Here is a 13,191-nt window from a genome sequence, read left to right as displayed (position 1 = left end):
GTGCTCCTTAAGGTTGTTTGAGGGCGATGGCCTGGGCGGCGGTGCTCGGCACCACATGGGCGGCCAGGCCACCGGCGAATACCTGGTTGCCGACCACGCGCAGGGTGATCACCTGATAGCGCTGGTCGGCCTTGACCGTCACCAGCGTGCCACCCAGGGCGTTGGGCAGGCTGACCTGGTGCTCGCCGTGCTTGAGGCGCAGGCGGGTCACCTGGGTCATGTCCGGCAGGGTGCGCCAGGTGCGGGTGTCGGCACCTTCGGTGACGGCCGAAGCAATACCCAGCACCAGGCCGGCCATCGGGTTGGTCTTGTTCAGGTTGTTCTGCGCCACGCCACGGGTGACCGCCCGCACGGTGGTGCGCAGGATGATCCCTGGCATGTCATCGCGCAGGGCGCGGCGAGACATGGCCGTGGTGCTGTTGAGTGCGGTGAGGTTCTGTTGCTGGCCGTCGACGCCGATCTGGGCAAACGTGGCGGTGGATGTATCTGCCTTGATCACCGGGAACGACAGCGGGGTGATCACCAGGTTGCCATTGATCGGGATCGGCAGCGGCAGGCGAATCGAGTCGCGGGCCGGTGCCAGGCCGCTTTGCACCACGATCAGCACGTCGGTTTCATCGGCGCCGACCCTGGATTTGTCCAGGTCCAGCAGGGCCTGTTCCAGCAGCGGGGTATTGGGGCGTAATTCGGCAGCCTTGCGATAGCCGGGCGCGGCCAGGTCTTTTTCGCCCAGTGCTTCGTAGACGAAGCCCGCCAGGTAATGGCTGAACGCACTCTGGTAGCAGTTTTTCAGGCCGACCACTTCCGGTGCGTCGAGGGCTTCTACTGGGTAGCCGCGCAGGTCTTTCATCTGGGTGGTTACGCCTTCGCGCTGGGCTTCGTCCTCACGCTTGAGGTATTCCTTGTCGCGCAGGTCGGCGATCACCGCTTCGCGTTCGTGGGTCTTCTTGATTTCGGTGCGCGCACCGTCGAAGTCGTTCAGGGCCAGCAGGTTCAGCGCCATCTGGGTGGTCAGCATGACCTTTTCGTAGTCATAGCCTTCGTAGCGACGCACCTTGTCGTTGGCCAGGAAACTGCCGAACTGGGCGAGGTATTTTGCGCTGTCGAACTTGACCGACTCTTCCCACTTGTAGACTTGCAGGTCGGCGCTGCGCCAGGCGGTCTGGCTGCCGGTCAAATCACCCTTGGCACGCAGCAACTCGCCCTTCTCGAAGAAATAGAGCAAGTCCTTGTCGTCGCCGGTGTTGTTCTTTTCCAGCAGTGTCAGGGCTGCATCGACATTGCCGGTGGCCAGTTGCTGGTTGGTGGCTTGCAGTTCCGTGTCGTAGCTGCGGAACATCGAACAACCGGACAGCAAGGTCACCGCCACGAGCGCGAGCGAAGGTAAGGCGCGAAATGCCATGCAGACTTCTTCCCTGAAAGTATCAACTGATGTGGTCATTCCTTATAAAAAACAGGAATGAAATTCCCTTTCGCACTAACAGGGCGCGGCATTATAAGCGTCATTGCTGGCAAAACAATGGCTTTTTGCCCGGCTAAGTCGACAAAAGCGCCACTAGTCCGCTCCTGAAAATGCCTCGCCTCAAACAACGACAAATCACTTACGCCTTGAGTCAAACCCTTTAAGGCTTAACAATGTGTTACTTCGTATTTCCCTTTGAGATTCGTTCATGATTGCCCCCCTTCGTTTTCTCGCCTGGCTGATATTGCCGGCGTTGATGTCGTGCAGCGTCAACCTGTTGGCCGCGACGGCCGAGGGCGCGCCCCAAGCCCTGCATTTGCTGGATTACATTGGCGCTGACTACCCAGCGACGGTGGAGGCGGGCAAGGTTATCGATGAATCCGAATACCGCGAACAGCTGGAGTTTCTCGGGGTATTGCAGGGGCTGGTGGCAGAGCTGCCGCAGCGCCCGGAACGCGTGGCGCTGGTCAAAGGCGTCGACGAATTGTTAGCAGCCGTAACCGCCCATCAGGACGGTACGACAGTCGCCCGCCAAGCCCGTCAGTTAGGTGCCCAACTAGCCGTGGCCTATGAAGTCAGTCAGGCCCCGGCGATCACCCCTGATCCAACGCGAGGCGCGCCGCTCTATGCCCAGCATTGCTCGGTGTGCCACGGCACCGCTGGCGCGGGTGACGGCCCGGCCAGCGTGGGCATGACGCCACCACCGGCCAATCTGCGTGACGCCGTGCGCCTGGACCGCCTGAGCCTCTACGCGATCTACAACACCCTGGGCCTCGGTGTTGAAGGCACCGACATGCCGTCTTTCGCCGACCAGTTGGACGACCGCCAGCGCTGGGACCTGGCCACCTACATCGCCGGCTTTACTGCCGACCCGGTGGCTGCAAAAAGCGAGCAACCGTTCAACCTTGCCGACCTGGCCCGCCAGACCCCCAATGAAGTGCTGGCTGCCAACGGCCCAGCCGCCGCCGCGACGTTCCGCGCCCAGCGTGCGCAACCGCCGCAGGTCAAGCGTGGCCCTGCGCAGTTGCTCGACTACACCGCTGCCACCCTGGACAAGAGCCTGGCGGCGTTCCAGAAGGGTGATCATGAGCAGGCCTACGACCTATCCGTGGCTGCGTACCTGGAGGGTTTCGAACTGGTAGAGAGCTCGCTGGATAACGTCGACGCCAACGTGCGCAAGGACACCGAGAAGGCGTTGATGGCCTACCGGCAGTCGTTGCAGGACGGTTTGCCGGTTGAACAGGTGCAGCAACGCCTGGACGTCGCCAAGGGCAAGCTCACTGAATCCGCCGGCCTGCTCGGCGGTGATGGCTTGAGCTGGTCGTTGAGCTACATCTCCGGGTTGCTGATCCTGCTGCGTGAAGGTCTGGAAGCGATCCTGGTGCTGGCAGCGATCCTTGCGTTCCTGCGCAATACCGGCCAGCAATCGGCGGTGCGTAGCGTCAACGTCGGCTGGGGTCTGGCGCTGCTGGCGGGCCTGGCGACCTGGGCATTGGCCGCGTATGTGATCGACGTGAGCGGCGCCCAGCGTGAATTGCTTGAAGGCTGCACAGCGCTGTTTGCCAGTGTGATGGTGCTGTGGCTCGGCGTGTGGATGCATGACCGCCGCCACGCCGCCGCCTGGCAGGACTACATCAAGAGCAGCCTGGTAGGCGGCGGTGGGCGCTTCGGTTTTGCGGTGCTGGCGTTCTTCTCGGTGTACCGCGAGCTGTTCGAAGTGATCCTGTTCTACGAAACCCTGTGGCTGCAAGCCGGCCCGGCCGGGCACAACGCGGTGCTGGCGGGGGGCGCCACAGCGCTGGTGCTGTTGGTGGGCCTGGCGTGGGTGATTCTGCGGGGTTCGGCGAAGCTGCCGCTGGCGTTGTTCTTCGGCATCAACGCGGCGTTGCTGTGTGCGCTGTCGGTGGTGTTTGCCGGGCATGGCGTGAAGGCGCTGCAGGAAGCCGGCATCTTCGGCACCCGGCCGGTGGCGTTCTTTGACTTTGACTGGCTGGGTATCCACGCCGATGCGTACTCGTTGAGTGCACAGGCGGTGGCGATCCTGGCGATTGTGGTGCTGTATGGCCGCAGCCGCCTGGCCGAAAAGCGCCGGGTGGTTGCCTGAGCATGCGGGTGTGGATCGATGCCGACGCCTGTCCTCGGGCAGCCAAGGACCAGGTGGTGAAGTTCGCCCTCAAGCGCCAGTTCGAGGTGGTGCTGGTGGCCGGTCAGAGTCAGATCAAGCCGAGCTTCTCGTGTGTGAAGCTGATTGTGGTGCCCAGCGGCCCGGATGCGGCGGATGACTACCTGGTGGAGCACGCGGTGCCCGGGGAGCTGGTGATCTGCAGCGATGTGCCGCTGGCCGACCGCCTGGTGAAGAAGGGCGTCACGGCGCTTGATCCCCGCGGCAAGGAGTTCAGCCCGGCGAACATGAGTGAACGGTTGGCCGTGCGCAATCTGTTCACTGATCTGCGTGAGCAAGGCCAGATGGGCGGCGGGCCACCGCCCCATGGGGAGAAGGAAAAGCAGGCGTTTGCCAATGCGCTGGACCGCATTCTCACAAAGTTGATGCGTCCGGCTTGACCCTATGGTGATCCGGTTTCTTGTGGCGAGCGGGCTTGTTGTGGTGAGCGGGCTTGCCCCGCGCTGGGCTGCGCAGCAGGCCCAAACCCTGCAGTCATGTTCTAATTGACCCACCGCATCGCCTGAATTGGGGCGGCTTCGCCACCCAACGCGGGGCAAGCCCGCTCACCACAACAAGCCCGCTCACCACAACTAGCGATTTGCCACAGTTGGGGGCTATCAGTCGTTCTCGTGAGTCAGTTCCAGCACCCGATCCACCAGTTTGTTGATCCCCGAAGCGACTTCGCTGATGTTCTTGCCGAGCATATAGGCCGGGGTGCTCACCAGTTTGCGCGCCTTGTCTTCGACGATATCTTCCACCCCGCATTCCTGGTGCGTAGCGCCCATCTTGTCCAGTGCGGCGGCGGTGTCGGCGCAGTTGCCGATGGTGCAGATCACGCCGGGGCCGTAGATCTTAGCCGCCAGGGCCGGTGAGATGCAGATCAGCCCCACCGGCTTGCCCGCTTCGGCAAAGGCTTCGGCCAGTTCCAGCACCTGCGGGTTGACGCTGCAGCCAGCACCCTCCACGGCAAAGTTCGAGAGGTTTTTCGCCGCGCCAAACCCACCGGGCACGATCAGCGCATCGAAGTCGCCGGCGTTGGCTTCGCGGATATCTTTCACGTCACCCCGGGCGATCCGCGCCGACTCCACCAGCACGTTGCGAGACTCGGGCATCTCTTCGCCGGTGAGGTGGTTGATCACATGCAGTTGCGCAATATCCGGGGCAAAGCATTGGACCTGAGCGCCACGCTGGTCCAGGCGCAGCAGGGTGATCACGCTTTCGTGGATCTCTGCGCCGTCGTACACGCCGCAGCCGGAAAGGATCACTGCAATCTTTTTGCTCATGGGCATTTCTCCTGGGGTCTTGGCGTTAAATGTCTACTAATTTGTCATCTGTTGCCAATGGGATCTCACGCCGCTGCACCTAATCTTGATGTAACAAAAATAGACCGGACCAGACCATGGACTTCGTGCCTTACGCGGTACCGTTTTTCATCGCCTTGATCGTGGTAGAGCTGCTCGCCGATCGCTGGCGCGGCCAGCGCAACTACCGGGTGGCGGATGCTATCAACAGCCTCAGCACCGGGGTGCTGTCCACCACCACGGGGCTGCTGACCAAAGGCGTGGGGATTTTGACCTACGCGTTCGCCCTCAAGCATCTCGCCGTCATCGAACTGCCTGCCCAGAGCGTCTGGACCTGGGTGTTCGCTTTCGTGTTCTACGACTTCTGCTATTACTGGCTGCATCGCATGGGCCATGAACGCAACATCCTGTGGGCCGCGCACTCGGTGCATCACCAGAGTGAGGACTACAACCTCAGCACAGCCCTGCGCCAAACCAGTACCGGCTTCCTGCTGAGCTGGATTTTCTACCTGCCCCTGGCCGTACTCGGCGTGCCATTGGTGGTGTTTATCAGCGTGGCATCGCTTAATTTGCTCTATCAATTCTGGGTGCACACCCGGCACGTGCCGAAGCTCGGCTGGTACGAGTGGTTTTTTGTCACGCCATCCAATCATCGGGCTCACCATGCGCAGAACGCTCTCTACATGGATCGTAACTACGGCGGTGTGTTCATTATTTGGGACCGGCTGTTCGGCACCTTCCAGGAGGAAGACGACAACGAACCGGTGATTTTCGGCGTGACCACACCGTTGGCCAGTTGGAACCCGCTGTGGGCCAACCTGCAGTTCTATGCCCAGTTGTGGAGTGATGCGCGGCGCACCGAGCGCTGGTGGGACAAGCTGCGCATCTGGTTCATGCGCACCGGCTGGCGCCCGGCGGACGTGAAGGCCAAGTACCCGATGGTCAAGCATGACCTGAGCCAGTTCCGTAAATTCGACGTGTCGCTGGATGTGCGTCAACAGGTCTATATCGCCCTGCAATTTGCGGCGTATGTGGGCTTTGGCAGCTATCTGATGAATTTTGGCGAGGGTATGCCCACGGCGGCACTGATCCTGGGTTGGAGTGCCATGGCACTGGGCCTGTTTACCTTAGGAGTGGCGCTGGAGAACCGGCCGTGGGCGTGGAAGGCCGAGCTTTCGCGGCTGGTGCTGAATGTGCCGCTGGTGTGGCTGGCACCGTTGGTCGGGTTATGGCCGGCCAGCAACCTGGGCTGGCTGGGCCTGCTGAGCTATAGCTTGCTGAGTGTGATTGGCCTCTACTGCTGCAGAAGCCGGCTTACTCGACTGGCGTCTTAGGCGGCTCGACCGGGACCGGCTCTGCCGCGAGCCGGGCCTTGGCGTCGGCACAGGCTTCACGGGCAATGCGCGCATTCTTGATGCGGCGGCGCAGCCACAGGCCGAAGCCCAGTATCAGTAAGGCACCCAATACCCACAGCTCGTATTTCTTGATGCTGCCCAACATACCTTCCAGCACCGCGCCGAAGTGATAGGCCGCAGCGCCCAAAGCCAAAGCCCAGATCGCAGCGCCAATGCCGTTGAGGATCAGGTAGCGCAACGGCGGGTAGCCGGACAGGCCGATCGCCACGGGCATGACGGTGCGCAACCCGTATACGAAGCGAAAGCTCAGTACCCAGATATCCGGGTGCTTGCGGATGTGCTCCAGGGCCTTGTCGCCCATCAATTGCCAGCGTGGCTTGCGCGCCAACAGCTTGCGGCCGTGTCTGCGGCCCATGTAATACCAAAGCTGATCGCCGGCGTAGCTGCCGAAAAAGGCAACGACCACCACCAGGTTGATATCCATGTATCCACGGAACGCCAGGAAGCCCGCGAGAACCAGAATGGTCTCGCCTTCAAAGAAGGTGCCCAGGAAGAGCGCAAAGTAGCCGAAGTCATGCAGGAATTGTTGAAGCATGGTCTGGGGTGCTGGCGAAATGAACGCGCAGCCTACGCCTTCATGAAGATTCATGAAAGTATCGAGATGTGTCACGAAGTGAACAATTCCTACAGAAATGCCGAATGCGACTACAGGTCGCATCCTTAAGCACAACTGTCATACCTTCGTCATAATGGCCGCTTATAACTGCAACGCTCGCCCGTAAACCCGGGCTCAGGAGTCTGTCGTGAGCTTTACCCCTGCCAATCGCCTGTTCCCCGCCACCCGTCTGCGTCGCAATCGTCGTGATGATTTTTCTCGCCGTCTGGTGCGTGAAAACGTGCTGACGACCGACGATCTGATCCTGCCGGTGTTTGTGCTGGACGGGGAAAACCGTCGGGAAGCGGTGGCTTCGATGCCGGGCGTGGAGCGTTTGAGCATTGATCTGCTGCTTGAAGAGGCCGCGGGTTGGGTTGAATTGGGGATTCCGGCCTTGGCGCTGTTCCCGGTCACGCCGTCTGAACTCAAGTCGCTGGATGCTGCCGAAGCCTGGAACCCGGACGGGATCGCCCAGCGTGCTACCCGTGCCCTGCGCGAGCGTTTTCCGCAGCTTGGGGTGATCACCGACGTGGCGTTGGACCCGTTCACCACCCACGGGCAGGATGGCATTCTTGACGAAGACGGCTATGTTCAAAACGACATCACCGTCGATGCGCTGGTCAAGCAAGCCTTGTCCCATGCGGCAGCCGGCGCCCAGGTGGTTGCCCCGTCAGACATGATGGACGGCCGCATCCAGGCGATTCGCGAAGCCCTGGAGCTGGCCGGCCACGTCAACGTACGGATCATGGCCTACTCGGCCAAATACGCCAGCGCCTATTACGGCCCGTTCCGCGATGCGGTGGGCTCGGCGCTGAACCTGGGCAAGGCCAACAAGGCCTCGTACCAGATGGACCCGGCCAACAGCCATGAAGCCCTGCACGAAGTGGCGGCCGACCTGGCCGAAGGCGCTGATATGGTGATGGTCAAACCGGGGATGCCGTACCTGGACATCCTTTATCGGGTCAAAGACGAATTCAAGGTGCCGACCTTTGTTTATCAGGTCAGTGGCGAATACGCGATGCACATGGCTGCAATACAGAATGGATGGCTGAGTGAAGGGGTGATCCTTGAATCCCTGACAGCCTTTAAACGCGCCGGGGCTGATGGCATCCTGACCTACTTCGCCGCCCGCGCCGCCCAATTGCTTAGAGAGCAACAATAGCCCTCACAGGAACACTCGATGAATACCGAAGGACTCACAGAAGTTGCCGTAAAAGACGCTCACCCGGTGGTTGAACAAGTCACCGAGACCCCGCCGGAGCATGAGCCCGCCGCGCCCGTCGTGGTGGCCGAACCGCCCGTGCCGGCCCCGGTAGCGGCGGTGACCAACCTGGATGACAGCAGCCTGTACATCCACCGCGAGCTGTCACAACTGCAATTCAACATTCGCGTGCTGGAACAGGCGCTGGATGAGTCCTACCCGCTGCTGGAGCGGCTCAAGTTCCTGTTGATCTTCTCCAGCAACCTGGATGAGTTCTTCGAGATCCGTGTTGCCGGCCTCAAGAAGCAGATCACCTTCGCCCGTGAACAGGCCGGCGCCGACGGCCTGCAGCCGCACCAGGCACTTGCGCGCATCAGCGAGCTGGTGCACGGCCATGTGGATCGCCAGTACGCGATCCTCAACGACATCCTGCTGCCGGAGCTGGAAAAACATCAGGTCCGCTTCATCCGCCGCCGTCACTGGACCACCAAGATCAAGACCTGGGTGCGTCGTTACTTCCGCGACGAGATCGCGCCGATCATCACACCGATCGGCCTGGACCCGACGCACCCGTTTCCGTTGCTGGTGAACAAGAGCCTCAACTTCATCGTGGAGCTGGAAGGTATCGACGCCTTTGGCCGCGACTCGGGCCTTGCGATCATCCCGGCGCCGCGTCTGTTGCCACGGATCATCAAGGTACCGGAAGAGGTGGGGGGCGCTGGTGATAACTATGTATTCCTGTCGTCGATGATCCATGCCCATGCCGATGACCTGTTCCAGGGCATGAAGGTAAAAGGCTGCTACCAGTTCCGCCTGACCCGTAACGCCGACCTGGCGCTGGACTCCGAAGATGTCGAAGACTTGGCCCGTGCCCTGCGCGGCGAGCTGTTCTCGCGACGCTACGGCGATGCGGTGCGCCTTGAGGTGGCCGACACCTGCCCGAAACATCTGTCGGACTACCTGCTCAAGCAGTTCAACCTGGGCGAGACCGAGCTGTATCAAGTCAATGGCCCGGTGAACCTGACGCGCCTGTTCAGCATCACCGGCCTGGACAGCCATCCGGAGCTGCAATACACGCCGTTCACCCCGCAGATCCCGAAACTGCTGCAAAACAGCGAGAACATCTTCAGCGTGGTGAGCAAGCAGGACATCCTGCTGCTGCACCCGTTCGAGTCCTTCACGCCCGTGGTCGACCTGCTGCGCCAGGCCGCCAAGGACCCGCATGTGTTGGCTGTACGCCAGACCCTGTACCGTTCCGGTGCCAACTCGGAAATCGTCGATGCCTTGGTTGACGCCGCGCGTAACGGCAAGGAAGTCACCGCGGTGATCGAGTTGCGTGCGCGGTTCGACGAAGAGTCCAACCTGCAACTGGCCAGCCGGCTGCAAGCAGCCGGTGCGGTGGTGATCTACGGCGTGGTCGGCTTCAAGACCCACGCCAAGATGATGCTGATCCTGCGCCGTGAAGCCGGTGAGATCGTGCGTTACGCCCACTTGGGCACCGGCAACTACCACGCTGGCAACGCCAAGCTCTACACCGACTACAGCTTGCTGACCTCCGACGACGCCTTGTGTGAAGACGTCGGCAAATTGTTCAGCCAGTTGATCGGCATGGGCAAGACCTTGCGCATGAAGAAGCTGCTGCACGCGCCGTTCACGCTCAAGAAGGGCATGCTCGACATGATTGCCCGCGAAACCCAGTTCGCCCTCGACGGCAAGCCGGCGCACATCATCGCCAAGTTCAACTCGCTGACCGATCCGAAGATCATCCGCGCGCTGTACAAGGCCAGCCAGTCCGGCGTACGCATTGACCTGGTGGTGCGTGGCATGTGCTGCCTGCGCCCTGGCATTGTCGGGGTTTCGCACAACATTCATGTGCGCTCGATCATCGGCCGCTTCTTGGAGCACACGCGGGTGTTCTACTTCCTCAACGGCGGCGAAGAGCAGATGTTCCTCTCCAGCGCCGACTGGATGGAGCGCAACCTCGATAAGCGTGTAGAGACCTGCTTCCCGGTCGAAGGCAAGAAGTTGATCATGCGGGTCAAGAAGGAGCTGGAAAGCTACCTCACCGACAACACCCACAGCTGGAGCCTGCAGTCGGACGGTCGCTACGTGCGCAACACGCCGACCGGCAACCAGAACCCGCGCAGTGCGCAGGCGACGTTGTTGGAGAAGTTGGGTAGCCCGATTCTGTCGGTGAATTAAAAACCGACGCGGTCTGAAAATGTGGGAGGGGGCTTGCCCCCGATGACGGAGTGTCAGTCAACAGATTCATTGACTGGTCCACCGCCATCGGGGGCAAGCCCCCTCCCACATTTGTTTTGCAGCGTTCTTCAGGTCAGGTCAACGCAGGTTCAGGCTGAACCCCACTCGCGTCAACCACTCCGCTTCCTGGCCAAAATCCGCCTGGGTCAGTTGGTTCTCATCCAGCCAGCCTTTCGGGAACACCACGTCCAGGCTGTCGCCGTCGGCACGCAGCGTCACCTGGGGCATTTCCTGGGTGCCACGGATGTGGTGGAACAGGATCGCAAAGCGCAGCAGCACGCACAGGCGGATCAGCTTGATGCCTTCGTCGCCGAATTCAGCAAATTTGTCCTTGGGGATGTTACGGCGATGGCCGCGCACCAGCAGGGCGAGCATTTGCTGGTCTTCACGGGAGAAACCGGCCAGGTCCGAGTGCTCGATCAGGTAGGCGCCGTGCTTGTGGTAATGGTAGTGGGCGATGTCCAGGCCCACTTCATGCACCTTCGCGGCCCAGCCCAGCAGTTCGCGCCAGACGCCGTCTTCCAGGTCCCAGTCTTCGGCCACCTGGTCGAAGGCGTGCAGGGCTTTACGCTCGACGCGGGCGGCTTGTTCCAGGTCGACGTGGTAACGCTCCATCAACGAAGTGAGCGTGCGCTCACGCACGTCTTCGTGGTGATGGCGACCCAGCAGGTCGTAGAGCACGCCTTCACGCAGGGCGCCGTCGCAGTGGTCCATGCGTTGCAGTTCAAGAGCATCGAAGATCGCCTCGAGAATCGCCAGACCGGCCGGGAAGATCGCGCGACGATCAGGCTTGATACCGTCGAAGTCGATTTTCTCGGCATCCCCCAGCTTGAACAGCTTGCGCTTGAGCCATGCCAGGCCTTCGGCGTTGACCTCGCCGGTGCCATGGCCGCCGGCTTTCAGCGCCAGGCCGATGGCGCGGATGGTGCCGGACGAGCCGATGGCTTCATCCCAGGTCAGGCGATGCAGGGCGTGCTCGATGCTCATGATTTCCAGCCGCGCCGCCGTGTAGGCCTGGGCGTAGCGCGCCGGGGTGATCTTGCCGTCTTTGAAGTAGCGCTGGGTGAAGCTGACGCAGCCCATCTGCAGGCTTTCGCGCAACAATGGCTCGAATCTTTGCCCAATGATGAATTCGGTACTGCCCCCGCCAATGTCGGCGACCAGGCGTTTGCCCGGGGTGTCGGCCAGGGTGTGGGACACGCCCAGATAGATAAGACGGGCTTCTTCACGGCCGGAGATGACTTCTACCGGGTGCCCGAGGATCTCCTCGGCGCGGCGGATGAATTCGCCACGGTTGCGCGCTTCACGCAACGCGTTGGTGCCGACGATTCGAACGGCGCCCAGCGGCATGCCGTTGATCAGTTGCGCAAACCGCTTCAGGCAATCGAGCCCGCGTTGCATGGATTCTTCATTGAGCTGGCGCTCGTCGTCGATCCCGGCAGCCAGTTGCACTTTCTCTCCGAGCCGCTCAAGGATGCGGATTTCGCCGTTCTGGGCCTTGGCCACGACCATGTGAAAGCTGTTGGAGCCCAGGTCGATGGCGGCGATCAGGGACAGATTCTTGGCTTGGGATTGCGGCATGGTTTGGGGTCTCGGTCGATAACCTGACCATCGTGCCACGATCGACCGCTGGAGCCAACGCGTAGTGCGCCGGTAATTTTCCTGCGGGTGTCTGTGAGGAATTCTTGTGGGAAATGTAAGGCGGTTTTCAGGGCTATCAACGAAAGCGGTTTTATCTTTGTAGGAGTCTTTAACTTTTTATTGTCATCATGCTGTTTATGATTTTGCCTACAAGGGGGCGGTTAATAATTTATTGGTTATGTATTTGTGCCTACTCGGTGTTTTGATATGGCTCACTGTTTGTTTTTACGGTTCCCACAACAACTGGCGCCCCATCTGATTCTTTAATCGGGCGCCAAAACGACAGACTGTCATCCGGCAATTTCGCCGTGGTGTTATTTATGTATGGTCAGAATTCTTATCATCGTAAATTCACCTGCTGATTACAGATGACAGGTTAACTATGAAAAAAATGCTTGGTATGACAGTGGGTGTTCTTTGCCTGGCCGCGAGTATCGGGGCTCATGCAACGAATGTGGCTGAACTGATTGTACGAGGGACTATCAAACCGGTGGCCTGCAACCTTAGCCTCACCGGCGGCGGCATCGTCGATTACCAGACAATTCCAGCCGCAAGCCTGTCCCCGACGCAGTTCACTTCTCTTGCACCAAAAACGGTCAACTTGAACATCAGTTGCGGCCAAACGCCCGCGCAGTTTCGAGTAGCGCTGAGTGACCTGCAATCCGCGAGCAAGGTGCCAGGCATCCTCGGTGCTGGGTTCACCGAGGCTCAAAACTACGGCCTGGGTATCGCCAATGGCAAGCGTACCGGTGGGTACTCCGTTACTCTCAAAAACCTGCAATCGTCCAGCGGGGCCCTGAACCCCATCATGCGCAGCAGTCAGGGGGCGGCGTGGGGAAGCAGTGACGGCAAGGTCGCCCAATCGCCTGCCCAGTATTCGTGGCGTAGTGGTACCACTGCGGTGCCTGCATTCATCACCAGTCTGACTGGCATGCTTGAAGTGAAAGCCGTTATCAACCGCACGAACGATTTGGACCTGACCCGCGATGTAACGCTGGACGGTCGCACCAGTCTGTCAGTGGATTACATCTAACTACGCCTTTAACAGCCGACATTAAGCTGAAGATACTTTCGTGTCTCCGCTAAATGTCGGCAGTTTTAATGTGTGCAATTGTTGATGTTCGACTTTTTGGCTGTGGGGAAAATCGGT

The 13,191-nt window shown here is 60.5% G+C and carries 10 protein-coding genes; 6 read left to right on the top strand and 4 right to left on the bottom strand.

The features are described from left to right. Positions 1–7: 7 nt before the first annotated feature. Positions 8–1,402: a hypothetical protein gene (locus tag M2497_RS30430; protein ID WP_248485283.1), complete on the bottom strand. Its 1,395-nt coding sequence runs from the start codon at positions 1,400–1,402 to the stop codon at positions 8–10. A gap of 268 nt (positions 1,403–1,670) precedes the next feature. Between M2497_RS30430 and M2497_RS30425 the strand changes: the two genes are divergently transcribed. After that, positions 1,671–3,566 carry an FTR1 family protein gene (locus M2497_RS30425; RefSeq protein WP_248485281.1) on the top strand — a complete coding sequence of 632 codons (1,896 nt, stop codon included), beginning with the start codon at positions 1,671–1,673 and terminating at the stop codon, positions 3,564–3,566. A gap of 2 nt (positions 3,567–3,568) precedes the next feature. Further along, the gene (locus tag M2497_RS30420) at positions 3,569–4,024 is read left to right on the top strand and encodes a YaiI/YqxD family protein (protein WP_010207421.1); all 456 of its coding nucleotides are present in this window, start codon (positions 3,569–3,571) and stop codon (positions 4,022–4,024) included. Between the two features lie 219 nt (positions 4,025–4,243). On the opposite strand, the gene elbB is transcribed toward M2497_RS30420, so the two are convergent. Further along, positions 4,244–4,909, bottom strand: a complete 666-nt coding sequence (elbB, locus tag M2497_RS30415; RefSeq protein WP_248485279.1) for an isoprenoid biosynthesis glyoxalase ElbB — start codon at positions 4,907–4,909, stop codon at positions 4,244–4,246. Positions 4,910–5,025: 116 nt separating this feature from the next. On the opposite strand from elbB, the gene M2497_RS30410 reads away from it, so the two are divergent. After that, positions 5,026–6,261 carry a sterol desaturase family protein gene (locus M2497_RS30410; RefSeq protein ID WP_248485278.1) on the top strand — a complete coding sequence of 412 codons (1,236 nt, stop codon included), beginning with the start codon at positions 5,026–5,028 and terminating at the stop codon, positions 6,259–6,261. Here M2497_RS30410 and M2497_RS30405 read toward each other — a convergent pair. Then, complete coding sequence (locus M2497_RS30405; protein ID WP_248488276.1) at positions 6,242–6,877, bottom strand: DedA family protein; 636 nt, start codon at positions 6,875–6,877, stop codon at positions 6,242–6,244. The two genes, M2497_RS30410 and M2497_RS30405, sit on opposite strands and share 20 nt — an antisense overlap. A gap of 208 nt (positions 6,878–7,085) precedes the next feature. Between M2497_RS30405 and hemB the strand changes: the two genes are divergently transcribed. Both hemB and ppk1 read left to right on the top strand, forming a co-directional pair. Next, positions 7,086–8,099: a porphobilinogen synthase gene (gene hemB / locus M2497_RS30400; protein ID WP_248485276.1), complete on the top strand. Its 1,014-nt coding sequence runs from the start codon at positions 7,086–7,088 to the stop codon at positions 8,097–8,099. A gap of 18 nt (positions 8,100–8,117) precedes the next feature. Next, positions 8,118–10,340 (top strand): polyphosphate kinase 1, encoded by a 2,223-nt coding sequence (gene ppk1, locus M2497_RS30395; RefSeq protein WP_071494573.1) that lies wholly within the window; start codon positions 8,118–8,120, stop codon positions 10,338–10,340. Positions 10,341–10,478: 138 nt separating this feature from the next. Here the strand turns inward: ppk1 and ppx are convergent, their stop codons facing one another. Beyond that, the gene (gene ppx / locus M2497_RS30390; RefSeq protein ID WP_248485274.1) at positions 10,479–11,981 is read right to left on the bottom strand and encodes an exopolyphosphatase; all 1,503 of its coding nucleotides are present in this window, start codon (positions 11,979–11,981) and stop codon (positions 10,479–10,481) included. A gap of 442 nt (positions 11,982–12,423) precedes the next feature. Here ppx and M2497_RS30385 point away from each other — a divergent pair, with 442 nt between their 5' ends. Beyond that, entirely contained in the window at positions 12,424–13,074 is a 651-nt protein-coding gene (locus M2497_RS30385; RefSeq protein ID WP_248485273.1) for a DUF1120 domain-containing protein, read from the top strand. Positions 13,075–13,191 lie beyond the last annotated feature (117 nt).

Source organism: Pseudomonas sp. CYM-20-01 (assembly GCF_023169845.1).
Lineage (GTDB): Bacteria > Pseudomonadota > Gammaproteobacteria > Pseudomonadales > Pseudomonadaceae > Aquipseudomonas > Aquipseudomonas azotoformans.
This window is presented reverse-complemented; position numbering and strand designations above follow the sequence as displayed.